Origin of the sequence: Streptomyces sp. NPDC006879, assembly GCF_042869595.1 — a bacterium.
In the GTDB taxonomy this organism is placed as follows: Bacteria; Actinomycetota; Actinomycetes; order Streptomycetales; family Streptomycetaceae; genus Streptomyces.
The window spans coordinates 22,930-47,476 of sequence record NZ_JBIAGC010000001.1 but is presented as its reverse complement, the minus strand read 5'-3'; the positions used below and the strand labels follow the sequence as shown (position 1 = coordinate 47,476).

The following is a 24,547-nucleotide window of genomic DNA, read 5'->3' as shown; positions in this document are numbered from 1 at the left end:
CCGGGACGGGCCCGCAGGGATGGCGAGGACCTCCACCGCCCGTCGCGACCGGGCCGAGTGTGGTGCCTGGACCTGACGTCGGATGCGGGGGCACGCCCCGGTCCGCTGGTTGCGTGCCGTGATCGAAGAGCCATGAACCCGACGTTAGGGACCCCTGGCGCCTCAGACCGGGACTACTCAACTTCGGTGGAAATCCGGCGCGTTGTGGATAACCCAGCTATCCGATCGGGTGACTACTTGTCTGATGTTGACGCCCGGCGGTGGCGGTCAGCGTGGTGAGACCACGACGGCCAGCAGACCCGGCCCGGTGTGTGCTCCGATCACTGCCCCCACCTCGCTCGTGTGGAGCTCTACCAGACCCGGTACCCGTTCCCGCAGTCGCTGCGCCAAGCGCTCTGCCCGTTCGGGCGCCGCGAGATGGTGCACGGCGACATCGACGTCAGCTGCCCCGGCCCGCTCCACGGCCAGCTCCTCCAGCCGGGCGATGGCTTTGGACGCCGTGCGCACCTTCTCCAACGGTCCGATCCGCCCGCCTTCCAACTGCAGGAGGGGTTTGACCGCCAGCGCGGAGCCCAGGAGCGCCTGAGCGGCCCCGATACGGCCCCCTCGGCGGAGGTATTCCAGGGTGTCGACGTAGAAGAACGCGGACATCGCGGCGGCCCGCTTCTCGGCGGCGGCCACGGCTTCGTCCAGGGTGCCACCTGCTTCTGCGCTCTGGGCCGCGGCGAGAGCGCAGAAGCCGAGAGCCATCGCCACCATGCCGGTGTCCACGACCCGCACCGGCACCGGGGCCTGCTCGGCGGCGAGGCGGGCCGCGTCATAGGTGCCGGAGAATTCGGCCGACAGGTGGAGGGAGACGATGCCTCGCGCTCCGCGCTCGGCGGCGGCGCGGTAGGCGCGGGCGAAGTCCTCGGGGCTCGGCCGCGAGGTCGTGACGGGGCGGCGCTTTTGGAGCGCGAGGGCCAGGGAACGGGCCGAGATCTCGGTGCCCTCCTCCAGCGCCTCGTCGCCAAGCACCACGGTCAACGGAACGGAGGTGATGTCGTGCCGCTGCATCTCCCCGACCGGTAGGTAGGCCGTGGAGTCAGTGACGATCGCGACAGGGCATGACATGAGGCGGAGGTTACCCGTAGCTGCAGGTGGATCGCAGTCGGGCCCCCTGGCCGCGCTGCATCGAGGTGACCGCCACCGCTGCGGCACCGGGCGCGCAGGCGCTGCGGCTCAGGTGGTGCCCTCGGGGCGGGGCGTCTTCTGCCAGGAGTACCCGCCGAGGGCGGGCCCCTCGCCAGACCCCTCGATCGACCGTGGAACGGCCGGCCCGGCGTTCTCCTCGGGAGCGGCGGGGCCTGCGGGTGCTGGCCCCTCAGGGGTGTCCAGGTCAGCCCAGGACACCCCACCACCGGGATCCTTGGACCAGTCCCGCAAAGCGCCGGATTCCACCTCGATCTGGGCGCTCAGCGCGCTCAGGTCATCCTCGGCGAATCGCCGTGCCCGGTCCCGGACCGCCCAGCGCAGCGAGTCGGCGGAGCCGGTGATCTGCTTGGTGCGTTTGGCCAGCTCTGGCAGGCGTTCGGAGATCCGGTCCTTGTCGGGATCGCCCTCCAGCCGCCTGAGCTCCTCGTCGAGCTCGTGTCCGTGGTGGTTGAGCCGTTCGAAGAGGGCGATGGACTCCGACAGTGAGCTGTCTTGCTGGAGCCCGGTGTAGAGCGCTTCCTGGGTGGCACGCATGGACATCCGCAGATCCAGTCTCAGCTGGGCCAGACTGCCGCTGACCCCGACCTGACCGAGGCTGCGGGCGCGCAGGGTGGTGTCCTCGACCGTCCGACGGGCGTGGTGGAGCGTACGGTCGACACCGCGCTTGGCGGCCGTGACCGCCTTGACCGTGACGAAGACGCCCAGGCCCAAGAGCGCGAACAGGACCATCAGCGGCATGATGATCAACGCGGCTTCCATGGGTGCCCCTCCTCCCCAGCTGCTTCCTACTCCCACCGTAAACGGAGCGGGCAGGCTAGAGGTTCCAAAGGAACCCCCAACCTGCCCGTACGGGGAAACCCTCACCCCCGTGAAGCACCTGGATGGTGCAGTTATGCGGGAACGATGTTGACCAGCTTCGGTGCCCGCACGATCACCTTGCGAATGTCTGCGCCGCTCAGTGCGGCCACCACGGCCGCGTCGGCGAGGGCCAGCTTCTCCAGCTCGTCCTCGGCGATCGACGGGGACACCTCCAGACGTGCCCGCACCTTGCCCTTGATCTGCACCACACAGGTGACGGCTTCGTCGACGACATAAGCCGGATCGGCCACCGGGAAGTCCTGGTGGACCACTGACTCGGCGTGCCCCAGACGGTGCCACAGCTCCTCGGCGATGTGCGGGGCCAGGGGCGCGATCAGCAGGACCAGCCGTTCCGCGACCGAACGCTCCAGGGGCTTGCCGGCCTTGGTCAGGAAGTTGTTCAACTCCGTGATCTTGGCGATGGCCGTGTTGAAACGGAGGCCGGTCAGGTCGCCCGCGACGCTGTCGATCGCCTTGTGGAGGGCACGCAGGGTGTCCTCGCCCGGCTCGGCGTCGACCACGGTGACGGCGCCCGTCTCCTCGTCGACGATGTTGCGCCACATTCGCTGGAGCAGCCGGTACTGGCCCACCACGGCCCGGGTGTCCCAGGGGCGCGAGACGTCCAGGGGGCCCATCGCCATCTCGTACAGGCGCAACGTGTCGGCCCCGTACTCCTGGCAGATCTCGTCCGGGGTGACCGCGTTCTTCAGGGACTTGCCCATCTTGCCGTGTTCGCGACGAACCGGCTCTCCCTGGTGGAAGTAGGCGCCCTCGCGTTCCTCCACCTCCGCCGCCGGGACGTACACGCCGCGTGCGTCGGTGTAGGCGTAGGCCTGGATCATGCCCTGGTTGAACAGCTTGTGGAACGGTTCGGCCGAGGAGACGTGCCCCAGGTCGAAGAGCACCTTGGACCAGAAGCGCGCGTACAGCAGGTGCAGTACCGCGTGTTCGGCCCCGCCGACGTACAGGTCGACGCCGCCGTGCGGCTGCCCCTCGCGCGGACCCATCCAGTACCGCTCGATCTCGGGGTCGACGAGGCGGTCCGCGTTGTGCGGATCCAGATAGCGCAGCTCGTACCAGCAGGAACCAGCCCAGTTGGGCATCGTGTTGGTCTCTCGACGGTAAGTCTTCAGACCGTCACCGAGGTCCAACTCGACGTTGACCCAGTCCTCGCGGCGCGAGAGGGGCGTCTCCGGCTTGGAGTCGGCGTCGTCGGGCTCGAAGGTGCGCGGCGAGTAGTCCTCCACCTCCGGCAGTTCCAGCGGCAGCATCGACTCCGGCAGAGCGTGGGCGACCCCGTCCTCGTCATAGACGATCGGGAAGGGCTCGCCCCAGTACCGCTGGCGGCTGAACAACCAGTCACGCAGACGGAAGTTGACCGTGCCCTCCCCGACGCCCTGCTGCATCAGCCACTCGGTGATGGCGGCCTTGGCCTCCGGAACGCTCAGGCCGTCGAGAATGACTCCGGGGCCAGCCGAGTCGACCAGCTTCGCGTCGCCGGAGACGAAGGCGTCTTCCCAGCTTGTCGGGTCGGTGCCCCGGTCGTCCGAGGGGGCGACCACGCAGCGCATCGGCAGTTCGAAGGCCCGCGCGAAAGCGAAGTCACGGCTGTCGTGGGCCGGCACGGCCATGATGGCGCCAGTTCCGTAGCCCATCAGCACGTAGTCCGCGATGAAGACCGGTACCGGCTCGCCACTGACCGGGTTCACCGCGTAGGCACCGGTGAAGACGCCGGTCTTCTCCTTGGCGTCCGCCTGCCGCTCCACGTCGGACTTGGCGGCGGAGAAGGCCCGGTAGGAGGCCACCGCGTCTGCCGGGGTGGCGTGGCCACCGGTCCACACGTCGTGCGTGCCCTGCGGCCACTGGGCGGGGATGATCGAGTCGACCAGGTCGTGCTCGGGCGCCAACACCATGTACGTCGCGCCGAACAGCGTGTCGGGGCGGGTGGTGAAGACGGTGATGGCCTCTCCCTCGCCGACCGCGAAGTCGACACGGGCACCCTCACTGCGTCCGATCCAGTTGCGCTGCTGGAGTTTGATGGCCTCGGGCCAGTCCAGGGCGTCCAGGTCGTCAAGCAGGCGGTCGGCGTAGGCGGTGATGCGCATGTTCCACTGGCTCAGCCGCGCCTTGAAGACGGGGAAGTTGCCGCGCTCGGACCGGCCGTCGGCGGTGACTTCCTCGTTGGCCAGCACGGTGCCAAGCCCCGGGCACCAGTTCACGGGCGCGTCGGAGGCGTACGCGAGGCGGTACTCGCCCAGGACCGCCGCGCGCTCCACCGCGCTCAGGTCGTTCCACGCCCTCCCACCGGGCACCTCACGGGAGCCGTCGGCGAAGGAGGCCACCAGCTCGTCGATCGGACGCGCGCGCTTCGCCTCGCCGTCGTACCAGGAGTTGTAGATCTGCAGGAAGATCCACTGGGTCCACTTGTAGTAGTCCGGGTCGATGGTCGCGAAGGAACGGCGCTTGTCGTGGCCCAGTCCCAGCCGGCGCAGCTGCGCCTTCATGTTCTCGATGTTCGCCTCGGTGGACACCCGCGGATGGGTGCCGGTCTGCACGGCGTACTGCTCGGCGGGCAGGCCGAAGGCGTCGAACCCCAGTGTGTGCAGCACGTTGTGGCCGGACATCCGCTGGTGACGGGCGTAGACGTCCGTTGCGATGTACCCCAGGGGGTGGCCGACGTGGAGCCCCGCACCCGAGGGGTACGGGAACATGTCCATGATGAACTTCTTGGGCTTGGCGACCAGCTGCGGGTCCCCGGCCAGGTCGCCCTTGGGGTTGGGCGCCTCGTACGTGCCCGCCGCGTCCCAGGCGTCCTGCCAGCGTGCCTCGATGTCGGCGGCCACGGCAGCCGTGTAACGGTGCGCCTCGGCCGCCTCGGGCGCCGGGGAATTCGTCTCGCTCATGATTCTGGAAGCTCCATCGATCGTCTCTGCCGTCGGTTTCCGCGCTCAAACGAAAAAGCCCCTCGCACAGGAGGGGGCGCCGCGCCGAGTCCGACCAGGTCCGTCCATGTGGACCGGTCGGTGCTGTTCAGCGCGGCTCGGTAAGCAGAAGGCGTACGGCACGCATGGCGTCAGGGTACCGCAGCGCCGATGACGACTGCACGGACGACCGCACAACGAGAAGTGGGCCATCCGAATCGGATGGCCCACCTACTCACTGTGGAGCTAAGGAGAATTGAACTCCTGACCTCCTGCATGCCATGCAGGCGCTCTACCAACTGAGCTATAGCCCCTTGCCTGGATGCCCCCGGTCTTCCCTGGCCAGTCTCGCTGGCCGGTTCCCCCGGCGACGTCCCAAACATTACACGCTGATGCGCCCGCTCCCAAAATCGCGCTGCACCACGGGCTTCCAGCCCCCGCACCAGCCCGAACCCGGGGCAGGAGGACTGACACGCAGCGCCTGGAAGGGGAAGGGGTCAGGCCCGGGCGAAGGAGTAGAAGCGTTTGAGCGTGCAGTGCTCGTCAAGGAGCCGGCCGTAGATCGGCTCTCCCTCAAGCTCACGGTAGGTCTCGATCGGGTCGCCTTTTATGATCAACGCCCGCGCGCATTCTTCGCACCAGTACTGGTAGTCGGGATTGACCGGATCCATGTCCCGAACGATCGGCGTGCCGCTGTCGCACCAATCGCACCGCCGCCGGTGTGCACCCATGCGTCAGCGACTCCCTCCCTGTTCGGGCCGTCGTCTCCCCCTCCGGCTGTCCGATTCTGCCATGACCTGCTGTGGCAGGTCAGCCGCGACCGTGCAGTCGACCCCGCTGGTTGCCACCCGATGGGCGGGGGGCGGCGCATTGGGCACGCCCCCCTCCACGCGAGCCAACGCCAAGAATCCCGCCCCCTGTTGGGGACGGGATTCTTCGAATGTGGAGCTAAGGAGAATTGAACTCCTGACCTCCTGCATGCCATGCAGGCGCTCTACCAACTGAGCTATAGCCCCGCTCTCCGCTTGCGCTTCCCGCAGTTCCCTGCGCTCCGCGTTGCGAACAAGAAGAACTCTAGCCTGCGATCAGCCGGAAAGTGAAATCAGGGCCGGCGAGGTCCTCCGCCGGTTCCTCAGTCGTCGTCACCGAGCACCGGTACGGGCAGAGTGCCCGCATTGTGCTCCAGCAGCCGCCAGCCGCGGGCTCCTTCACCGAGCACCGACCAGCAGCAATTAGACAGGCCGCCCAAACCCTCCCAATCGTGCGGTTGCAGGCCGAGGAGCCGCCCGATGGTGGTGCGGATGGTACCGCCGTGGCTCACCACCACCAGGGTGCCGCTCTCGCCGAGTCGCGCCGCGTGGCGCAGCACTACCGGGGCGGCACGGTCGGCGACTTCGGTTTCCAGTTCCCCACCGCCGCGGCGTACCGGCTCGCCGCGCTTCCACGCCGCGTACTGCTCGCCGTACTTCGCGAGGATCTCCTCATGGGTGAGCCCCTGCCATTCGCCTGCGTAGGTCTCACGCAAGTCAGCGTCGTGCTCGACCGGCAGCCCCGTGATGGCGGCCAGCTCGGCGGCCGTCGCGGCGGCCCGCCGCAAGTCGGAGGAGACGATGGCAGCCGGCTGTAGCGAGGCGAGCAACCGGGCGGCCCGACGGGCCTGGGCCACTCCGGTCCCGGTGAGCTCGATGTCGGTCGAGCCTTGGAATCGTCGTTCCAGGTTCCACGCGGTCTGGCCGTGCCGCCACAGAATGATCTTGCGGCTGGTGCCGCTCCGGGCGGCGCTCAGAACTCACCGTCCAACTCGTCCTCACCCGCTGCCGCACGCAGCTTGGCGTGTTCCTCGGCCTTGCCGCGCGTCTGGATCGCGTCCTCGGGAAGCGGCAGCTCGGGGCAGTCCTTCCACAGTCGCTCCAGCGCGTAGAACACCCGCTCTTCGCTGTGCTGGACGTGCACGACGATGTCCACGTAGTCGAGCAGGATCCAGCGGGCGTCCCGGTCCCCCTCGCGGCGCACCGGCTTAGCGCCGAGTTCCTTGAGCAGGCGCTCCTCGATCTCGTCGACGATCGACTTGACCTGACGGTCGTTGGGGGCCGAGGCCAGCAGGAAGGCGTCGGTGATGGAGAGCACGTCGCTGACGTCGTAGGCGATGATGTCGTGCGCGAGCCGGTCGGCAGCCGCCTGTGCGGCGGCGTTGATGAGCTCGATGGAGCGGTCGGTGGCGGTCACTAGCCATGCTTTCGGGTCGGGTGGCAGATCACCTCCAGGGTCTCACGTACCGCCGGTCCCGCTCGCGCATTTGTCCGCCGGGCGGCCAAGGACCCCGGGACGGGGGCCCCTGGCCAGCTACCGGGGCACCTCGTAGTCCTGGCCCAGGACCACTGTGACCTCGGCGTTCAGCCCTCCGGCAGCCTTGCCCACGGCACTCTCCGGGAGCCCCAGCGTCTTCGCCACATCCACGGCTCGCTCGCGCTGGGCGTCGTCCGCGTAGGTGATTCGCGTGCTGGCCGCAGCAGTCGCCTTGCCTCCGTCGACGAAGGTGTAGCCACCATTGAGCAGGGCCGCACGGGCGTGGCTGGCCGCCTTCTCGTCACCACTGGCGTCCTTGAGCCCGACCCGGACCGCCGCGCCCGGCTCCGGATTCTTCACCGCTCCGCCGAGCAGGTCCTTGACCAAACCGCCGGTGGCCGCCTCCGTGAGGGCGCCGTCCTCGACCGGGAGCGCTTCGGTGCGGTAGTCCCCGACCTTGGCGTGCTCGGCGAGCTTGGCCAGTGAAGCCCCGAGGTCCTTCTCCGTCAGGGAGGGATCGAGGATCTGGGCGAGGGTCTCAATCGTGACCGTCATGGACTTCGGGTCATCGGGCAGCTTCCGGAGCACTCCGTACATGACCCGACCGAACCGGTCCAACTGCTTGGTCTCGGGTTCGCCGGAAGCCCGGTAGGTGGCGTAGGCGACCGCCATCGAACCGTTGAGGGTCTGCTTCTCGCCCTTCGGGACGCCGGGCCGCTTGGCCTTGCGGTCCTCGGGAACGGCGACGTCGGTGTCGACTTCGATGCCGCCCACCATTTCGACCAGGTTCTCCAGGTACGGGGTGTCGAGCCGCCAGGTGCCGCCGATCTCCGTACCCAGCAGTGTGTCCAGCGACTCCCTGGTACCGGCCAGGCCGTCCTCGCCCACTGACTTGCCAAGGGTGGTGACCTCGCCGTCCTCCCCCGTGACCCGCAGGGAGTTGGGCAGCAGGACGGTGGCGCCCTGTTGGGCGGTGGCATTGTCCACGAGCAGCGCGGTGGAGGTGCCGCCCGCCTTGGTGTGGTGCAGGTGCACGACGATCATGGCCCGCTTCTGTGGTCCGCCTGCCGTCGCGCTCTTGCCCTCGGTCTCACCGCCGAGTCCGGGCAACCGGTCGGTCAGGAAGAGGTAGCCCAGGCCACCGATGACGAACAGGGCGAGCACCACGATCAACGCGACCACGCGGTTGCGACCGCGACGTCGCGCCTCTTCCCGCCGTTCGCTGCGGCTTTCGGTGAACTTGAGCCAGTCGATGACGTCCTCGGCGCCCTCGTCGGGCTCCTCCAGGAAGGAGAACTGCTCGGTGCGGTAGTCCGGGGTGGGTTTGCGCTGGCCCGGCAGCGAGCCGGTCGCCTCCGCCTCGGTCGGTTCCGGGGCCGGCTCGGGCTGAGCTTCCTCCTGCGGGTGATAGCCGGAGTGCTCGGGTGCCTGCTGCTGGGGGATCCACTGCTGCTGGGTCTGCTGCGGGACCTGCGGGTATGTGCCGGTGGAGGCCTGGTGGGCGTAGGAGTCCGGGGAGTAGGCATCGTAGGAGCCGGTGGCCTGGCCGTACTCCTGCTGCGGATGTCCCTGGCCGTAGCCCTGCTGTGGTGGCGGTGCCTGCTGCGGCTGGCCGTAGGCGTCGTAGCCGTACCCGGCCTGCGGCTGCTGCGCCGCCTGCTGATAGGGGTCGTGGCTCTGCACGGGTACCGGTCCGTACACGGGTTGCCCGTAGGCGTCGTAGCCGATGAGTTGCTGCTCGGGCGCGGCGTACGGGTCGTACGGACCTTGCTGCGGGTACAGGTTTCCTCGCTCGTCCACCGGTGCCCCTCTCTTGTGGAACCTCAGTTGCCCCGGTACAGCGAACACTTGTCGATGTAGCGCACGACGCCGTCGGGCACCAGGTACCAGACCGGATCGCCCACCGCGACCCGCCCCCGGCAGTCCGTGGACGAGATCGCGAGGGCCGGCACCTCGACCAGGGAGACGCCGCCCTCGGGCAGCCCGGCGTCGGTGAGGACGTGACCGGGGCGGGTGACTCCGATGAAGTGGGCGAGCGAGAAGAGTTCCTCGCCGTCGCGCCACGTCAGGATCTGGGAGAGGGCGTCGGCGCCGGTGATGAAGAAGAGGTCCGCATCGCGGTGTATCGCCCTCAGGTCCCGGAGGGTGTCGATGGTGTACGTGGGCCCGCCCCGGTCGATCTCGATCCGGCTGACCGAGAACTGCGGGTTGGAGGCAGTCGCGATGACCGTCATCAGATAGCGGTCCTCGGCAGGGGAGACCTCCTTGTGGGCCTTCTGCCACGGCTGCCCGGTCGGCACGAACACCACCTCGTCGAGGTGGAAATGAGCGGCCACCTCACTGGCGGCCACCAGATGTCCGTGATGGATCGGGTCGAACGTCCCGCCCATCACGCCGATGCGGCGCTTAACCGGACCGGTAGGCACTTCCTGCTCTCCCATGCGTGCAGAGCCTACTGGCCCGGCGCTGCGGGCTGATCTCGGCGTCCCCGGACTCAGCGGTCGCGGTTGAGACGGGTGGTGATCCACAGCAGGAGCAGCAGGGCGAGGAGGGCGCCGCCGCCGGTCAGGTACGGGCTCAGGCTGTCGTGGTTGCCACCGTGCTCGCCGCCCTCGGAGGCGAGGGTGACCAAGTCGTGGGCGGTAGTCATGAGGCTCATCAGGCAGGTACCTATCGGTGTCGGGAGACCGTCGTCGGGAAACCGTCGGGCACATCGTATGCGGGCGGTGCGGGCACGCTCACGCCGACTCATGCGTTGTCGTAACGACACGGCTCACGAAAGGCGGGGGAGGACCATGACGGACACAGATCGAGACGGCTTGCCCGAGCGTAACCGCAGGAGGTTCCCGGGCATCTCGTCCCGGGCGTACGAGCATCCGGCGGACCGTTCGGCGCTGGTGGCCCTGCGCAAGCTGAGCGGATTCGACACCGTGTTCAAGGCGCTGAGCGGGCTACTGCCCGAGCGCAGTCTGCGGCTGCTCTTCCTCTCGAACTCCGTACGGGTGAGCGAGGCCCAGTTCGCCCACCTGCACACCATGCTGCGGGACGCCTGCGACATCCTGGACCTGGAGAGGGTCCCGCAGATGTACGTCCAGCAGGATCCGAGTCCCAATGCGATGTGTATCGGCCTGGACGAGCCGATCATCGTGGTGACCACCGGGCTGGTCGAACTGCTCGACGAAGAGGAGATGCGCGCCGTTGTCGGTCACGAGGTGGGGCACGCGCTGTCCGGCCACGCCGTGTACCGGACGATCCTGCTGTTCCTGACGAACCTGGCGCTGCGGGTGGCGTGGATCCCGCTGGGGAATGTCGCGATCATGTCGATCGTGACGGCACTGCGGGAGTGGTTCCGCAAGTCCGAACTGTCCGCGGACCGGGCCGGCCTCCTCGTGGGACAGGACATACAGGCTTCGATGCGCGGCCTGATGAAGATCGCCGGTGGCAACCACCTCCACGAGATGAACGTCGACGCCTTCCTCGCCCAGGCGGAGGAGTACGAATCCAGCGGCGACCTCCGCGATTCCGTACTGAAGATCCTCAACGTGCTGCCTCGGACCCACCCCTTCACCACGGTGCGGGCCGCCGAGCTCAAGAAGTGGGCGCAGAGCCGCGACTACCAGCGGATCATGGACGGGCACTATCCACGGCGCGAGGAGGACAAGGACACCTCGGTGACGGAGTCCTTCCGCCAATCGGCTTCGCACTACGCCGACTCGGTGCGCACCAGCAGCGATCCCCTGATGAAGCTCGTCGGTGACATCGCCGGTGGGGCCGGCGACCTCGGGGGCAAGCTCCGGGAGAAGTTCACGGGGTCGTCGGGGAAGGGCTCGGATTCGCAGCAGAGCTAGCGAGGGCACCGCAGAATCCGGCCGTGCCGTGGCCGCTGCCGACCGCATAGGGGTCACTGGTCTCGGCGCGGTCGGCGGTGACGCCCTCGCCGGCGAGCAGCGGACGGAACCAGCTTCCAGCTTCCTTGCCGCAGGCGTGCGGGCCCGCCTGGACGAAGGCCGAGCGCACCTCGGTCCGGCGCGCCTGTACATCGTCTCGGTCAAAGCGCAGCCGCAGCTCGCGGCGGACCGTGAAGAGGGAGGCTGAGGAGTTGGACGCATCCCGTCCCATGGGGCGCACCGCATAGACGAACACGTGGTCGGTGGTCACTTCCAGAGCGCCGGGTTCGACTTCGGCGTAGGACAGCGTGCCCTGGACCCGCACCAGGGGATCGGCGAGTTCGGTGGTCCTCGGATCGAAGCGGACCAACCATCCGGTGGCCGGCTGCGACCCGGCCGCAGCGGGGGCGGTCAAGCTCCGGTCGTACTGCTCCTGCTGGTCCGGATCGATCAGCAGGCGGAGGTTCCGTGAGGGGGTGCCGCTGAGCGCCCGCGGTTCAAGGCCCGACTGCACCAGGTAGTCCTTGGCCGTGGACAGCGCGGTGGCCACCTGGGTGGCGGTGAAGTGCTCCGTACGCCGCGCCGGCGGCAGGGAGATCCCGGCCGCGCCCGCCCGGAATTCGGCTGCCGGACCGGCTCGGAACAAGTCGGCGGGCGTCCCACCGGGCACTGCTGCGGCGGCGAGCGGAACCACCGTGGCGTCGAGCGGTTCGGCGCGCCGGACAGGCGGGGGTGCGTACGGGTGCCGCAACCCGGTCCAGACCAGGGCTCCGAAGGCGAGGGCGATCAGGAGGACGAGAAGCAGACCGCCTCGCGAGCTGCGGGCCGTCGGGCTGGTGGTGGGCCGGCCGGCGGCCCATACCGGACGACTGCGCACCGCTCGGGTGTGCTCGCCCATGCGCTCCTGAGCTGAGAACTCCTGAAGTCGGGCAGCTTTGACGAAGGACTCGTCGAAGACCACCGAGCGGTACTCGTCGTCGCCCGGCGTCGCTGCGCCCTCGGATGTCCCGTCGGGTGGATCTCCTGGTGCCGCCATGGCTTCTCCCGCCCAATGAGAAGCACCCTCCACGGAGAGGGGTTCACACCTTCAGGGTTGGTTTCCTCAGGTGCCCCTAAACGCGCCCGGGTCATTCTTCGGTGCAGTTTCACGCCGGAGAGCCCACACGCCCATCAGCACGCGGCCGGTCACGGCTGAGCCGGGGCTCCCGGCAGGGCCGGTGCGAAGGGCTCCGCGAAGGCCGTCGGCCGGGCCGGAGTACCGCCCTGCCCTGCCTCCGCTCCGGCGTCCACGCCGGTGGTGGCGGGCGGCGGCGCCTGGTCGCCACGGTCCTCAGAAGCCCGGTAGACCGCGGTGAAGGCGAGGGCGACCATGCCGACACCCATGATGATGGCAAGCACCCAGGCCACCGACCGGTGCCAGCGACCCTGCCCACGGTAGGGGCGCAGCGCGCCACCGTAGATCCCGTACGGGCCACAACCCTCGCCGGCTCCGAACTCGTAGGCTTCCGGACCGGCGGCACCGTGGCCGCGAGGCCGGTGTCCCCCGTCGAAGTACTCGTCCTCGGGACCCACCCCCGAGGAGAACGCCGCCGCCGATCGGGCCGCTTCGGCCTCGGCTGCCTCCGCCCACGCCTGGGCGGAGGCGAGCTGCCGCTCGGCGGCTGATGGTTCAAGGAATCGGGCGCCGCGGACGAAGTCCTCGTCGAACACCACGGAGGCGAAGTCCTCTTCCGCGCCTCCGCGGTCGTCGTCGGGCTCCCAGTCGTCCTGGAACGCCTTGCCCCCCACGTCGTCCGGCACGAGCCCAGCGTAGTGCCGAGAGGGGGCTTTGGGCAGGGACTGCGGCAAATCAGCCCCCTCCCTTCGCACCCTTCGTCGCGTCGACGAAGACGAATGGTTACCGAACGTGACCGTCGCCGGTGACGATGTACTTGGTCGAGGTCAGCTCGGGAAGCCCCATGGGACCGCGTGCGTGCAGCTTCTGGGTGGAGATTCCGATCTCCGCACCGAACCCGAACTGGCCACCGTCCGTGAACCTGGTGGACGCGTTGACGGCAACCGTGGTCGAGTCGACCAGTTGGGTGAAGCGGCGAGCGGCAGCCTGTGAGGTGGTCACGATGGCCTCGGTGTGACCGGAGGTCCAACGGCGGATGTGCTCGACCGCGTCTTGCAGCGAGTCGACGACACCGGCGGCGATGTCGTACGACAGGTACTCGGCAGCCCAGTCCTCGTCGGTGGCGGGCACCGCGGTGACCTTGGTGGCCTCGGCCGCGGCCAGCACACGGGCGTCACCGTGCACGGTCACGCCGGCTTCGGCGAGCGCTTCCAGTGCGAGCGGGAGGAAGGCATCCGCGACGTCTGCGTGCACCAGCAGGGTCTCGGCGGCGTTGCAGACACTGGGGCGCTGCGCCTTGGAATTGATGAGGATGTCCACAGCCATGGTCAGGTCGGCCTGCGCGTCCACGTAGACGTGGCAGTTGCCCGTACCGGTCTCGATGACCGGGACGGTGGACTCTTCCACCACGGTGCGGATCAGCGAGGCGCCACCCCGCGGGATAAGCACGTCGACCAGTCCACGAGCCCGCATCAGATCGCGCACCGAGTCCCGGGACTCGCCCGGCACCAGTTGGACGGTGTCCGCGGGCAGCCCGGCAGCCTCGACGGCCTCGCGCAGGACGGCCACCAGGGCTGTGTTCGAGGCGTGGGCGGAGGAGGAACCGCGCAGCAGGACGGCGTTACCGGACTTGAGGCAGAGCGCGGCGGCATCCACGGTGACGCCCGGCCGGGCTTCGTAGATGATCCCGACGACGCCCAGCGGCACGCGGACCTGTCTCAGGTCGATGCCGTTGGGCAGAGTGGACCCACGAACCACTTCGCCGACCGGGTCCGGCAGGGCAGCCACTGCGCGGACATCGGCGGCGATCGCCGCGACCCGCTGCGGCGTGAGGGTCAACCGGTCGATGACGGTCTCGCTGGTGTCGGTCTCCCGCGCCTTCGCGACATCCACGGCGTTGGCCTCGACGATCTCGGCCGTCCGGGTCTCCAGGGCGTCGGCGATCGCCCGGAGCGCCGCGTCCTTCACGGAGCGGGGCAGGGGGGCGATCCCGGCCGCGGCGGTTCGGGCGCGTCGCGCGGTGGCAAGGACGGGGGAGGTCGCGTCGGCGGAGGAGAGCGAGGTCATGGGTGCAGGGTAGTCCCCAGCCACCCCGGCCCGGTCCAGGGTTCCGTCTCGCGAGACACCCGGGCCGGCGCTCTCCGGCGCCCGCGGGACGCGGCCCGCACCGGCCCGGTCAGTACGGGTGGACGCCGACCGGGCTGGCCGGGGGCGGGCCGTAGCCCTCGGCGATCCGCAGGTGGTAGGTGGCCCGGTCGATGACCTCAAGGCCGACGATCTCCCAGGGCGGCAACTTGGCCGTCTGCCGGTGCTCGCCCCACAGACGCAGGGCAACGGCCGCCGCGTCGTGCAGGTCCCGCGCCTCCTCCCAGTAGCGGATCTCCGCGTGGTCCTCGGCGTACCTGCTGGTGAGCAGGAAGGGGTGGTCGTGTGCGAGCTGTTCCAGCCCCCGCCTGATCTCGACGAGCGGGGTCCGCTCGCCGGACACGCTCAAGGTGATGTGCCACAGCCGGGACTCCTCGGCCGCCGCGGCACGGACCCCGACTGTCGCAGTGTCCGTCACGCTCACGCTGGACAGCGCACGCTCGGCCGTCCCACGGGGGGTTGCCCCCGGGCGCGCTCGTCTCACCGGCGGCCTCCTGATCGAACGGTCAGTCCCTGTGTGGTCGTGGTGCTGCCATCTACTCTGCGCGGCGCCCGCGGTCCAGCAGGCCGCAGGCTCCCCGCCCGCGGTCACTCCCGGTCCTGAAGTGCCGCGGTCCTGCACATCCCTCGCAACAAAGTGGAGCAGTGATCGGCCCGGCATGTGACGGTTTTGCCGAACCTCAGGGCTGGAGCAGGACGAGGTCATCACGGTGTACGACCTCGCGTTCGTACTCGGGCCCCAGCTCGCGGGCCAGTTCCCGGGTGGAGCGCCCGAGGAGCCGCGGCAGTTCCCGAGCGTCGAAGTTCACCAGTCCGCGTGCCACCGCCCGCCCTGCGGTATCACGGAGTTCGACCGGGTCACCGGCGACGAATTCGCCCTCGACGGCGGCGATTCCGGCGGGCAGGAGTGAACTTCCCCGAGCGGTGACCGCCTCGACCGCTCCAGCGTCCAGCACCAGGTGCCCCTGCGGGGTGGATGCGTGCTGTAGCCACAGCAGCCGGTCGGCGGAGCGGCGCCCGGTGGCGTGGAAGTAGGTGCCGGTCGCTCCCGCAGCGAGGGCGTCCGCGGCCTGGCTCGCGGAGGTGAGCACCACCGGAACACCCGCCGCGGCAGCGATCCGGGCGGCTTCGACCTTGGTGACCATGCCGCCGGTGCCCACGCCCGCCTTGCCCGCGCTGCCGATCGACACGTGCGCGATGTCGGCGGGGCCGCGCACCTCGTCGATCCGTGCGCTGCCAGGCAGCGACGGGTCGCCGTCGTACAGCCCGTCCACGTCGGAGAGCAACACCAGGAGGTCGGCCCGCACCAGGTGGGCGACGAGCGCGGCCAGCCGGTCGTTGTCACCGAAGCGGATCTCATCCGTGGCGACGGTGTCGTTCTCGTTGACGACCGGTAGCGCGCCCATCGCCAGGAGCTGGTCCAAGGTGCGGTACGCGTTGCGGTAGTGGGCCCTACGACTGGTGTCGTCGGTCGTGAGCAACACCTGACCGACTCGCACCCCGTACCGGGCGAATGAGGCGGTGTAGCGGGCGACCAGGAGCCCCTGGCCGACGCTGGCCGCAGCCTGCTGGCGAGCCAGGTCCTTGGGCCGGCGGGCCAGACCCAGCGGGGCGAGCCCGGCGGCGATGGCTCCGCTGGACACCAGGACGATCTCCTTGTCCCCGGGGCCGCGCACCTTCGCGAGGACGTCGACGAGCGCATCCACCCGGTCTGCGTCCAGTCCTCCGGACGCCGTGGTCAGGGAGGAGGAACCGACCTTGACCACGATTCTCCGGGCATCGAGCACACCCTGCCTTGCCGCTGACACGTCGATCCCCTATCCCACTGCGTCCCGCCACTGGCCTTCGCCTTCAATTTACGGGGTGCGGACCAGCGACCGCCCCCGCATTTCACAGCGTGGACCGTCGGCCACCACCCGCGCCCGCCCGTGACCTCCCCCGCGGTCGCGTGGGCGGTGGTCCCGTTCGCGTGAATCCGCTGCCGCCCCATGTCCCTGGCCTGGCACCGCGCGTTGACCAACGAGCCGTCCCAGCGTCACCCCCGCGTCACCGGAACTGCTTGGAGCCCCGGCTCGTGAACCCCCTGCAACTCCTCGCCCCCACGGTCCTCACCGCGTCCTTCGGGATGCAGGTCGTCGGCGCGCTCACCCCCGATGCGGGCCTGCTCGTCACCTCCACCCTGACCGGACTGGCCGCGGACATCTCCCTGCACCGCTGGCAGCGCGGCATGGTGAGCATCTTCTCCAGGATCCGCGCCGATGTGACGGTGCGTCAGGTCCTGCGGGACTTCCTGCTCGTGTCCGGGCTCCTGGCGATGGGCGACCAGTACGCGAGCGCCTCCACCCTCCCGCTGGTCTTCGGCCTGCTCCTCTTCTACGCCCTGCACTTCGCGGCTCAGGGCGTGGCAGCCCTGGTGAGGCGCACCCGCACCCTGCCGGTGGTGACCCGCAACGTGGACACGGCGGGGCTGCGACTGAACCCCGCTCCACCCGCGCTGCTGTTGCGCCACGCCGGGCCCCGGATGCTCTGGTACTGCCTGCCCAGCACCGCGGGGCTGTTGGTGGCCGCCGTACTGGGGGTTCCGCATTTCGCCGCAGGCGGCATCGCCCTGTCCGTCGGACTGGCGGCGACCGCGCTGTGCGAGCTGTTGCTGCACCTGTTGCCCTCCCGCCGGCCGGCGACCGAGGCCGAGGTGCTCGCCTGGTTCGACCGCTGGCTCGCCGACTACCGACCGACGGTGGCGATGTACTTCTCCGGCGGTGCCGCCTCCGCCTACCAGGCGAACATGTGGCTGGGGCCGCTCGCCTCCCTCGGTGGACGCCCGGTGATCGTGCTCCGGGAACGCTTCATGGTGCAGAAGATCGCGGCGACCGACGTCCCCATCGTCTGCATCCCCAAGGTGGCCCACCTGATGCGACTGGAACACTCCACACTGCGCGTGATGCTGCACCCCGCGAACTCCGGCAAGACCTCTCAGGTGCTGCGGATTCCCACGATCAAGCACGCCTTCATCAACCACGGTGAGAGCGACAAGCTCTCCAGCTGCAACCCGTACGCGAAGGCCTACGACGAGGTGTGGGTGGCCGGGCCGGCTGCGCGCCAGCGCTACGCTCAGGCCGAAGTGGGGGTTGACGACAAGGACATCGTGGAGATCGGCCGCCCCCAGTTGGAGTCGATCGCGCCCTTCTCCGGTCCGCCCGCCGACCAGAAGGTCACCGTGCTCTACGCCCCGACCTGGGAGGGCTGGACCGAGGACCCCGGCAACACCTCCGTGCTGCTCGCCGGAGAAAACCTGGTGCGGGCTCTCCTCGCCGACCCCGGGGTACGGGTGTTGTACAAGCCGCATCCGATGACTGGTTCGGTGGATCCGAAGGCGGCGGCGGCCGATCAGCGGATCAGGGCCTTGATCCGCGAAGCCAACGCACGTCGTGGCCCCGCCCGCACCCCCGGTCGGGCCGCCCAGGCGGAGCTGGCCCGCCGTACCGCCGAGCTGGACGCCGTCGCCTCCGCCGTCTTCCCCGCCGACGCGGACGGCGCCGAACGGATGCGGCTTCAGGGCGCGCCGGTCGCCGACCACGCGCTTGCCGTGGAGGAAGCGACCGCGGCGTGGGAAGCCGCCTACTGGGATGCTCAGGAAGACGGCGGGCACCAGGTCTGCACCGGCCCGCGGCCGGCGCTGTACTCCTGCTTCAACGAGGCGGACCTGTTGATCAGCGATGTCTCCAGCGTCGTGTCGGACTTCCTGGCCAGTGGGAAGCCCTACGCGGTGGCGAACACCACTGGCCTGTCCTCGGCGGAGTTCCGTGAGGCCTGTCCGACGGTACGGGCAGCGGTGATTCTGAGCCCGGACGCCGCTGAGGTTCCGGCAATGCTGGAGTCCGTTCGGAACCCGGAGAAGGACTCCATGCGCGAGGCCCGCGCAGAGTTGAAGGAGTACCTGCTCGGCCCGGACCAGCCGTCTTCGGCGGTGCGCTTTCGGCGGGCCGTGACGGAGTTGAGCAACCGCGCGGGCATCCACCGGGCGCGGATGCTGGCGCGCGGGGACGCGGTCATCCCCGCGCAGTCGGCGACCGAACGTCAGGGTGCGGCCCGGCCGGCCTCCAGGCAGTGACGGGGCTCCGCGCCCGCGTCAGCGGACCCGGACCCGCATCGGGGGAGCCGGGTCAGCCCGCGGCGCGGTCGGTCAGTTCGGCTCGGAAGCGCAGGCATTCCTGGTAGGAGGGGAGCAGCCCCTGCTCGGCCGCCTCGGCCAGCGCGGGGGCCGCCTCGTCCTTCGCGGACAGCTCGAAGTGTTCGACCGGCCACTCGATGCCGATGGCGGGGTCGAGGGGGTGGATGCCCCGTTCGCGGGTGGGTGCGTAGCCCTCGGAGCAGAGGTAGGCGACGGTGGCGTCGTCGGTGAGCGCGCAGAACCCGTGGCCGAGACCCTCGGAGAGGTAGACGGCGGCCCGCTCCTCCTCGTCGAGGCGGACGCCCTCCCACTGGCCGAAGGTGGGAGAGCCGACCCGGATGTCCACGATCACGTCGAGCACGGCGCCGCGTACGCAGGTGACGTACTTGGCCTGACCGGGCGGCACGTCGGCGAAGTGGATGCCGCGGAGGACGCCCGCGGCGGAGACCGACATGTTGGCCTGCTTGAGCCCGAGCGGATGCCCGACGGCCTCGGTGAGCGCATCGGCCTTGTACCACTCCAGGAAGAGGCCCCTGGCGTCACCGTGCTGCTGCGGGACGATCTTCCAGGCGCCTTCTACGGAAAGCGGGCTGACCTTCATGATGCGGCGGAGCCTTTCGTCAGTTCCCGTGCTTGAGGAGTTCGAGGAGGTAGTCGCCGTATCCGCTCTTGGTGAGCGGTTCGGCCAGGGCACGCACCTGGGCGTCGTCGATGAACCCGGCCCGCCAGGCAGCCTCTTCCAGGCACCCGATCTTCAGGCCCTGGCGTTCCTCGACGACCCGGACGTATTCGGAGGCCTGGACCAAGGACTGGAAGGTTCCGGTGTCCAGCCAGACGGTCCCGCGGTCAAGGACGGAGACGTGGAGTTCGCCGCGCTCCAGGTAGTGACGGTTGACGTCGGTGATTTCCAGTTCCCCGCGGGCGCTGGGCTCAAGCTCTTTGGCGATCTTGACGACTCGACTGTCGTAGAAGTAGAGGCCGGGTACCGCGTAGCGCGACTTGGGCTGGGCGGGCTTCTCCTCGATGGAGCGGGCCTTGCCATGCTCGTCGAAATCGACCACCCCGTAGGCGGTCGGGTCGGAGACCGCGTGGGCGAAGACCACACCGCCCTCGGGCTGGCGGAACCGGGCCAGCTGCCTGCCCAGACCCACGCCGTGGAAGATGTTGTCGCCGAGGATGAGGGCGACGGGCTCGTCGCCGATGAAGTCCTCGCCGATGACGAAGGCCTCCGCGATCCCCGCGGGGCGGTCCTGCGTGGCGAACTTGATGTCCAGGCCGAAATCGGACCCGTCCCCGAGCAGACGCTCGAACTGCGGGCGTTCTTCGGGCCCGGTGATCACCAGGATCTCGCGGATTCCGGCCATCACCATGGTCGACAGCGGGTAATAGATCATGGGCTTGTCGAATACCGGCATGAGCTGCTTGGACACCGCTCGGGTGATCGGCCACAGTCGGGAGCCGGTACCGCCGGCCAACACAATTCCACGCATGGCCCCAGAGACTACCGAACGGGCGGCGGCGAACAGCGCCGTATGGGGAATGGCCGGGGGTTCCCGGTCCCGCCAGTACAGTGGTGGACCTTATGAACATTCTTGTCACCGGCGGCGCCGGGTTCATCGGATCACAGTTCGTACGCGCACTGCTCCTGGGCGATCTGCCGTCGGGGGCAGGTGCCCAGGTCACCGTCCTGGACAACCTGACGTACTCGGGAAACCAGGCCAATCTGGCTCCGGTCGCCGACCGGAGCGGCTACACCTTCGTACAGGGCGACATCCGTGACGGCGCGACCGTCGACGAGGTGATGCGCGGCCAGGACGTGGTCGTCCACTTCGCGGCCGAGTCGCACGTGGACCGTTCCATCAACGACGCCTCACCGTTCGTGACCACCAACGTGCTGGGCACCCAGGTGCTGCTGGACGCTGCCAAGCGGCACGGCGTGGGGCGCTTCGTACACGTCTCCACCGACGAGGTCTACGGCTCCATCGCCGAAGGATCGTGGACCGAGGACTGGCCGTTGGCCCCCAACTCCCCGTACTCGGCCTCCAAGGCCGGATCGGACCTGCTGGCCCTGTCCTACCACCGCACCCACGGAATGGACGTGGTGGTCACCCGCTGCTCCAACAACTACGGGCACTACCACTTCCCCGAGAAGATGATCCCGCTGTTCACCACCAACCTGCTGGACGGCCGGAAGGTCCCGCTCTACGGCGAGGGCCTGAACATCCGCGACTGGCTGCACGTCTCGGACCACTGCCGGGGCATCGAGATGGTGCTGCGCGGTGGCCGGGCGGGCGAGGTCTACCACATCGGTGGAGGCACCGAGGTGACCAACAAGGAGCTGACGGCCATGCTCCTGGACGCCTGCGGAGCCGGCTGGGAGATGGTCGAGCACGTCGAGGACCGCAAGGGGCACGACCTGCGCTACTCCCTGTCGATCGCCAAGATCCAGGAGGAACTGGGCTACATGCCCGAGGTGTCCTTCGCGGACGGCCTCGCGGCCACCGTGCAGTGGTACCGGGACAACCGCTCCTGGTGGGAACCACTGAAGGAAAAGGCGGCCCTGCCCTCATGAGCTGGTTGATCACGGGTGCCGGCGGCATGCTCGGCCGGGACCTCACCGAGGTGCTGCTCGCCCGAGGAGTCGAGGTCACGGCCCTGACCCGCACAGAGTTGGACATCACCGACCCCGCTGCGGTGCGTTCCGCCGTGGCGGGCCACGAGGTGGTACTGAACGCCGCCGCGTGGACGGACGTGGACGGCGCCGAAACCGATGAGGCCGCAGCCACCAGGATCAACGGCGACGGACCGCGCCAGCTGGCGAGGGCCTGCGCCGAGCAGCCCGGCACCGTACTGATCCAGGTCTCCACCGACTACGTGTTCCCCGGTGACGCCGGGCAGCCCTACCGTCACGACGCCCCTACCTCACCAGTCAACGCGTACGGCCGTAGCAAACTGGCCGGCGAACAGGCCGTGGCCGAAGTGCTGCCCGAGCGCGGCTACACCGTCCGCACGGCCTGGCTGTACGGCGCACACGGACGGAACTTCGTCTCCACGATGCTGGGCCTGGCCGAGCAGCGCGAGACCCTGGACGTGGTCGATGACCAGCGGGGTCAGCCCACCTGGACGCGGGCGCTGTCCGCCCAGCTGGCCGACCTTGGCGTGGCGGCCCTGGCGGGGCGGGCCCCGGCCGGGGCCTACCACGGCACCGCCACCGACACCGCCACCTGGTACGACCTGGCCCGCGCGGCCTTCGAGCTCACCGGGCTCGACCCGGAGCGGATCCGCCCGACCACCTCGGAGAAGTTCGTACGGCCCGCCAAGCGGCCGGCGTACAGCGTGCTCGACCACGGTCGGTGGGCGGACGCCGGCGTCCCCGTACAACCCCACTGGCGCGTACAGCTGAACGAGGCCCTCCAGTCGATGAAGGCGGGACGGCCGCAAGCGTGAGCGTGCTGGAACGGATCAGCACCGCACTCCCCCAGGGCACCGCCTTCGTCGGCGCCGGCACCGCGGTCCTCGGCGTGGCGAGCTATGTGCACCTGGCCGCCGCCGGCCACACGCTGAGCGTGGACCAGATGGCGAGCTTCTCGGTGCTGTGGACGGTGGTCTTCTCGATCGGGCTGGGACTGTTCTTCCCGGTCGAGCAGGAGATCACCCGGATCGTCGCGGCCCGCGTGGTGCGCGGGGACGGGGCCCGACCTGCGCTCCGGCGCGGCGCGGCCCTGTCCTTCGGACTGCTCCTCGTGGTGCTGCTCCCCCTCGCGCTGTTCCGGCAGCAGATCGCGGAGGCCTTCTTCAACGGTGACGACCGCCTGGTCCTCGCCCTCGGCGGCGCCTTCACCGCTTTGGCGGTGGCCCATGTCACCCGTGGCGTGCTCGCCGGGTTGGGCGAGTTCCGGACGTACGGCGTGCAGCTGGGCCTGGACGGCCTCCTGCGCATCCTGTTGTCCGCGGCGCTCGCGGTGGCCGGGGTCGAGTCGGGCTTCGCCTTCGCCCTGGTCCTGACGGCTGCGCCGCTGATGGCCGTGGCCGCAACGATCCGGCCGGTGTTCCGTCGGTCACTGCCGGGGCCGGTGACCCGGTGGTCGGAGTTGGTGCAGCACCTGGGGCTGTTGGTGGGTTCCACCCTGCTGGCCCAGCTGATGGTCAACATCGCGGTCATCAGCACCAAACTGATCGCGACCAACGAGGACGAGCTGGTCACCGCGCTCCTGGCGGCTCTGGTCCTGGCTCGGGTGCCGTTGTTCGTGTTCGGTGCTTTCCAGGTCTCCCTGCTGGCTGGACTCGCCTCGACGGCTGCGGAGGGTGACGCGGCGGGCTACCGGAGGTTGCTCCTGCGTGCGGCCGGTGTCACGGCCGGCTTGGGTGCGGCCGGCGGGTTGGGCGCGGTGGCACTGGGCCCGGCACTGCTCCCCGCGGTGTTCGGAGCGCCGGACATCCTGGGGCCGGCCGACTTCGCCTGGCTGGCCCTGGGCACCACCGCGTACATGCTGGCCATGGTGCTCGGCCAGGCCCTGCTGACCAGTGGTGGAGCGCGCCAGCAACTGCTGTGCTGGGTGGTCGGAACAGCGGTCCTGGTGGCCGTTACGTTCAGTACGCTCGCGCTCCGCAGCAAGGTGGAGATCGCCTACGCGGCCGGCTCGCTGGCGGTCGCCGTTTGCATGTCACTTGCTCTTCGCTCTCGTGTAGCCTACCGGGCAGTGTCCGTATGAAAACGATCGGCTTTTCGTCACGCTCCGCAGCGCTCCGCGCGCGGAGCGCGGGCTTCGTTCCGGGCCGCCCGCCCAACAGGGCGCAGCTCGCCCGGGAGGACAAGAAGAGTAGACAGGCACCCTTTATGAGTTATCCGATAGGCCGGGGTTCAGCGTGAAACTGTGGATGCTGACTTCGGTCACCGGAGTCATTCTGGTCGTGTGCATCGCGGAGCTGCTACGCCGACGCAAGCTCAAGGAGAAGTACGCGGCCTTGTGGGTGGCCACCGGGCTGGTGATCATCCCGCTCGGCTTCTTCCCCTTCCTCCTCGACTCGGTCGCGAAGGCCGTCGGCGTCGCGTCCGGCGTCAGCCTGATCCTGTTCCTGAGCGTGGCCTTCCTGTTCTTCGTGTGTCTCCAGCTCAGCTGGGAGGTCGGCCACCTGGAGGAGGAGAGCCGCACGCTCGCCGAGGAAGTAGCGCTGCTGCGGATCGACCTTGACGAGTTGAAGGCGGCTGATGGGCGCGAGGCAGCACGGACGGGGTCCCAAGATGATCGACGGTAAGCGCGTACTGATCATCATGCCCGCGTGGAACGAAGCGGGCTGTGTCGCCGACGTGGTCAAGGACGTCTCCTCCACGCTACCCGGGGCCGACGTGCTGGTCGTCGACGACGGATCCCGCGACGGCACCGCCGAAGAGGCCCGCTCCGCCGGAGCCACCGTGCTTCAGCTTCCCTACAACCTGGGCGTCGGCGGCGCCATGCGCCTGGGCTACCGCTACGCGCAGGACCGCGGCTACGACGTGGCCATCCAGATCGACGCGGACGGCCAGCACGACCCCCGCAACGTACCCGAGCTGCTGACCCGCCTGGGCAAGAGCGACCTGGTCATCGGCGCCCGTTTCGCTGGGACGGGTGCCTACGAGGTCCGCGGCCCCCGCAAGTGGGCCATGGTGGTGCTCGCCTTCTGGCTGTCAAGACTGGCCGGCACCACGCTCACCGACGTCACCTCCGGCTTCCGTGCCTGCGGCCGGGACCTGATCGACGTGTTCGCGCGGTGGTACCCGGTGGAGTACCTGGGAGACACGGTGGAGTCAACCATCGCCGTGGTGCGCGCCGGCTACAAGGTGGAGCAGGTACCGGTCACCATGCGTCCCCGGGTCGCCGGCACACCGAGCCAGTCGCCATGGCGTGCGACGCTCTACCTGGGCCGGATCGGCATGATCTTGTTGCTCGCGCTCAGCCGGCGTGCGCAGCTGGGCCCGAAGGGCAGGAAGTGA

The 24,547-nt window shown here is 69.3% G+C and carries 23 protein-coding genes and 2 tRNA genes; 7 read left to right on the top strand and 18 right to left on the bottom strand.

Translation table 11 applies throughout. The annotated features are described in order from the left end of the window. Positions 1-267 precede the first annotated feature (267 nt). The 11 genes from ACFYMC_RS00225 to ACFYMC_RS00175 form a co-directional block, all read right to left on the bottom strand. The gene (locus tag ACFYMC_RS00225) at positions 268-1,113 is read right to left on the bottom strand and encodes a DegV family protein (RefSeq protein ID WP_388516429.1); all 846 of its coding nucleotides are present in this window, start codon (positions 1,111-1,113) and stop codon (positions 268-270) included. 108 nt (positions 1,114-1,221) lie between these two features. Beyond that, complete coding sequence (locus ACFYMC_RS00220) at positions 1,222-1,953, bottom strand: hypothetical protein (RefSeq protein WP_388516426.1); 732 nt, start codon at positions 1,951-1,953, stop codon at positions 1,222-1,224. Positions 1,954-2,084: 131 nt separating this feature from the next. Then, positions 2,085-4,955: a leucine--tRNA ligase gene (gene leuS / locus ACFYMC_RS00215; RefSeq protein ID WP_388516423.1), complete on the bottom strand. Its 2,871-nt coding sequence runs from the start codon at positions 4,953-4,955 to the stop codon at positions 2,085-2,087. A gap of 259 nt (positions 4,956-5,214) precedes the next feature. Beyond that, positions 5,215-5,287 (bottom strand) — tRNA-Ala (locus ACFYMC_RS00210). Between the two features lie 183 nt (positions 5,288-5,470). Then, entirely contained in the window at positions 5,471-5,704 is a 234-nt protein-coding gene (locus ACFYMC_RS00205; protein WP_388516420.1) for a hypothetical protein, read from the bottom strand. A 212-nt stretch (positions 5,705-5,916) separates the two neighbouring features. Beyond that, positions 5,917-5,989 (bottom strand) — tRNA-Ala (locus tag ACFYMC_RS00200). 116 nt (positions 5,990-6,105) lie between these two features. Beyond that, the gene (locus ACFYMC_RS00195; RefSeq protein WP_388517030.1) at positions 6,106-6,759 is read right to left on the bottom strand and encodes a histidine phosphatase family protein; all 654 of its coding nucleotides are present in this window, start codon (positions 6,757-6,759) and stop codon (positions 6,106-6,108) included. Next, positions 6,756-7,199, bottom strand: a complete 444-nt coding sequence (gene rsfS / locus ACFYMC_RS00190) for a ribosome silencing factor (RefSeq protein ID WP_388516417.1) — start codon at positions 7,197-7,199, stop codon at positions 6,756-6,758. The genes ACFYMC_RS00195 and rsfS overlap by 4 nt, the downstream gene beginning before the upstream one ends. A 117-nt stretch (positions 7,200-7,316) precedes the next feature. Beyond that, positions 7,317-9,041: an LCP family protein gene (locus tag ACFYMC_RS00185; RefSeq protein WP_388517027.1), complete on the bottom strand. Its 1,725-nt coding sequence runs from the start codon at positions 9,039-9,041 to the stop codon at positions 7,317-7,319. A gap of 41 nt (positions 9,042-9,082) precedes the next feature. Beyond that, complete coding sequence (nadD, locus tag ACFYMC_RS00180; protein ID WP_388516414.1) at positions 9,083-9,700, bottom strand: nicotinate-nucleotide adenylyltransferase; 618 nt, start codon at positions 9,698-9,700, stop codon at positions 9,083-9,085. Between the two features lie 53 nt (positions 9,701-9,753). Continuing rightward, the gene (locus tag ACFYMC_RS00175) at positions 9,754-9,918 is read right to left on the bottom strand and encodes a hypothetical protein (RefSeq protein ID WP_388516411.1); all 165 of its coding nucleotides are present in this window, start codon (positions 9,916-9,918) and stop codon (positions 9,754-9,756) included. Between the two features lie 136 nt (positions 9,919-10,054). On the opposite strand from ACFYMC_RS00175, the gene ACFYMC_RS00170 reads away from it, so the two are divergent. Beyond that, the gene (locus tag ACFYMC_RS00170) at positions 10,055-11,107 is read left to right on the top strand and encodes a M48 family metallopeptidase (RefSeq protein ID WP_388516408.1); all 1,053 of its coding nucleotides are present in this window, start codon (positions 10,055-10,057) and stop codon (positions 11,105-11,107) included. Here the strand turns inward: ACFYMC_RS00170 and ACFYMC_RS00165 are convergent. The 5 genes from ACFYMC_RS00165 to proB all read right to left on the bottom strand — a co-directional run bounded on the left by ACFYMC_RS00165 (position 11,064) and on the right by proB (position 16,213). After that, positions 11,064-12,182 carry a hypothetical protein gene (locus ACFYMC_RS00165; RefSeq protein WP_388516405.1) on the bottom strand — a complete coding sequence of 373 codons (1,119 nt, stop codon included), beginning with the start codon at positions 12,180-12,182 and terminating at the stop codon, positions 11,064-11,066. The genes ACFYMC_RS00170 and ACFYMC_RS00165 overlap by 44 nt on opposite strands. Before the next feature lie 149 nt (positions 12,183-12,331). Beyond that, on the bottom strand, positions 12,332-12,946 hold the full coding sequence (locus tag ACFYMC_RS00160) for a hypothetical protein (protein WP_388516402.1): 615 nt from the start codon (positions 12,944-12,946) through the stop codon (positions 12,332-12,334). Between the two features lie 97 nt (positions 12,947-13,043). Beyond that, complete coding sequence (locus tag ACFYMC_RS00155) at positions 13,044-14,327, bottom strand: glutamate-5-semialdehyde dehydrogenase (RefSeq protein WP_388516399.1); 1,284 nt, start codon at positions 14,325-14,327, stop codon at positions 13,044-13,046. Positions 14,328-14,436: 109 nt separating this feature from the next. Further along, positions 14,437-14,829, bottom strand: coding sequence for a hypothetical protein (locus tag ACFYMC_RS00150; RefSeq protein ID WP_388516396.1), 393 nt, complete (start codon positions 14,827-14,829; stop codon positions 14,437-14,439). A 256-nt stretch (positions 14,830-15,085) separates the two neighbouring features. After that, complete coding sequence (gene proB, locus ACFYMC_RS00145) at positions 15,086-16,213, bottom strand: glutamate 5-kinase (protein ID WP_388516393.1); 1,128 nt, start codon at positions 16,211-16,213, stop codon at positions 15,086-15,088. A 317-nt stretch (positions 16,214-16,530) separates the two neighbouring features. Here proB and ACFYMC_RS00140 point away from each other — a divergent pair, with 317 nt between their 5' ends. Beyond that, positions 16,531-18,516 carry a hypothetical protein gene (locus ACFYMC_RS00140; RefSeq protein WP_388517024.1) on the top strand — a complete coding sequence of 662 codons (1,986 nt, stop codon included), beginning with the start codon at positions 16,531-16,533 and terminating at the stop codon, positions 18,514-18,516. Between the two features lie 52 nt (positions 18,517-18,568). Here the strand turns inward: ACFYMC_RS00140 and rfbC are convergent, their stop codons facing one another. Together rfbC and rfbA are read right to left on the bottom strand one after the other, a co-directional pair. Beyond that, complete coding sequence (gene rfbC, locus ACFYMC_RS00135) at positions 18,569-19,177, bottom strand: dTDP-4-dehydrorhamnose 3,5-epimerase (RefSeq protein WP_388516390.1); 609 nt, start codon at positions 19,175-19,177, stop codon at positions 18,569-18,571. 19 nt (positions 19,178-19,196) lie between these two features. Next, positions 19,197-20,066: a glucose-1-phosphate thymidylyltransferase RfbA gene (rfbA, locus tag ACFYMC_RS00130; RefSeq protein WP_388516387.1), complete on the bottom strand. Its 870-nt coding sequence runs from the start codon at positions 20,064-20,066 to the stop codon at positions 19,197-19,199. Between the two features lie 92 nt (positions 20,067-20,158). Between rfbA and rfbB the strand changes: the two genes are divergently transcribed. The 5 genes from rfbB to ACFYMC_RS00105 all read left to right on the top strand — a co-directional run bounded on the left by rfbB (position 20,159) and on the right by ACFYMC_RS00105 (position 24,547). Then, positions 20,159-21,148, top strand: coding sequence for a dTDP-glucose 4,6-dehydratase (gene rfbB / locus ACFYMC_RS00125; RefSeq protein ID WP_388516384.1), 990 nt, complete (start codon positions 20,159-20,161; stop codon positions 21,146-21,148). After that, positions 21,145-22,023, top strand: a complete 879-nt coding sequence (gene rfbD / locus ACFYMC_RS00120) for a dTDP-4-dehydrorhamnose reductase (RefSeq protein WP_388516381.1) — start codon at positions 21,145-21,147, stop codon at positions 22,021-22,023. The genes rfbB and rfbD overlap by 4 nt, the downstream gene beginning before the upstream one ends. Next, the gene (locus ACFYMC_RS00115; protein WP_388516378.1) at positions 22,020-23,288 is read left to right on the top strand and encodes a hypothetical protein; all 1,269 of its coding nucleotides are present in this window, start codon (positions 22,020-22,022) and stop codon (positions 23,286-23,288) included. The genes rfbD and ACFYMC_RS00115 overlap by 4 nt, the downstream gene beginning before the upstream one ends. Positions 23,289-23,442: 154 nt before the next feature. Then, positions 23,443-23,832 (top strand): DUF2304 domain-containing protein, encoded by a 390-nt coding sequence (locus ACFYMC_RS00110; protein WP_388516375.1) that lies wholly within the window; start codon positions 23,443-23,445, stop codon positions 23,830-23,832. Further along, positions 23,819-24,547, top strand: a complete 729-nt coding sequence (locus ACFYMC_RS00105) for a glycosyltransferase family 2 protein (protein WP_388516372.1) — start codon at positions 23,819-23,821, stop codon at positions 24,545-24,547. Before ACFYMC_RS00110 ends, ACFYMC_RS00105 begins: the two co-directional genes overlap by 14 nt.

Coding starts and splice junctions, on each gene's coding strand:
- ACFYMC_RS00165 (WP_388516405.1), bottom strand. CDS start 12,182: ATGGCGGCACCAGGAGATCCACCCGACGGGACATCCGAGGGCGCAGCG.
- ACFYMC_RS00220 (WP_388516426.1), bottom strand. CDS start 1,953: ATGGAAGCCGCGTTGATCATCATGCCGCTGATGGTCCTGTTCGCGCTC.
- rfbB (WP_388516384.1), top strand. CDS start 20,159: ATGAACATTCTTGTCACCGGCGGCGCCGGGTTCATCGGATCACAGTTC.
- ACFYMC_RS00170 (WP_388516408.1), top strand. CDS start 10,055: ATGACGGACACAGATCGAGACGGCTTGCCCGAGCGTAACCGCAGGAGG.
- ACFYMC_RS00205 (WP_388516420.1), bottom strand. CDS start 5,704: ATGGGTGCACACCGGCGGCGGTGCGATTGGTGCGACAGCGGCACGCCG.
- ACFYMC_RS00155 (WP_388516399.1), bottom strand. CDS start 14,327: ATGACCTCGCTCTCCTCCGCCGACGCGACCTCCCCCGTCCTTGCCACC.
- rfbD (WP_388516381.1), top strand. CDS start 21,145: ATGAGCTGGTTGATCACGGGTGCCGGCGGCATGCTCGGCCGGGACCTC.
- ACFYMC_RS00140 (WP_388517024.1), top strand. CDS start 16,531: ATGCAGGTCGTCGGCGCGCTCACCCCCGATGCGGGCCTGCTCGTCACC.
- leuS (WP_388516423.1), bottom strand. CDS start 4,955: ATGAGCGAGACGAATTCCCCGGCGCCCGAGGCGGCCGAGGCGCACCGT.
- ACFYMC_RS00225 (WP_388516429.1), bottom strand. CDS start 1,113: ATGTCATGCCCTGTCGCGATCGTCACTGACTCCACGGCCTACCTACCG.
- ACFYMC_RS00105 (WP_388516372.1), top strand. CDS start 23,819: ATGATCGACGGTAAGCGCGTACTGATCATCATGCCCGCGTGGAACGAA.
- nadD (WP_388516414.1), bottom strand. CDS start 9,700: ATGGGAGAGCAGGAAGTGCCTACCGGTCCGGTTAAGCGCCGCATCGGC.
- ACFYMC_RS00175 (WP_388516411.1), bottom strand. CDS start 9,918: ATGAGCCTCATGACTACCGCCCACGACTTGGTCACCCTCGCCTCCGAG.
- rfbC (WP_388516390.1), bottom strand. CDS start 19,177: ATGAAGGTCAGCCCGCTTTCCGTAGAAGGCGCCTGGAAGATCGTCCCG.
- rfbA (WP_388516387.1), bottom strand. CDS start 20,066: ATGCGTGGAATTGTGTTGGCCGGCGGTACCGGCTCCCGACTGTGGCCG.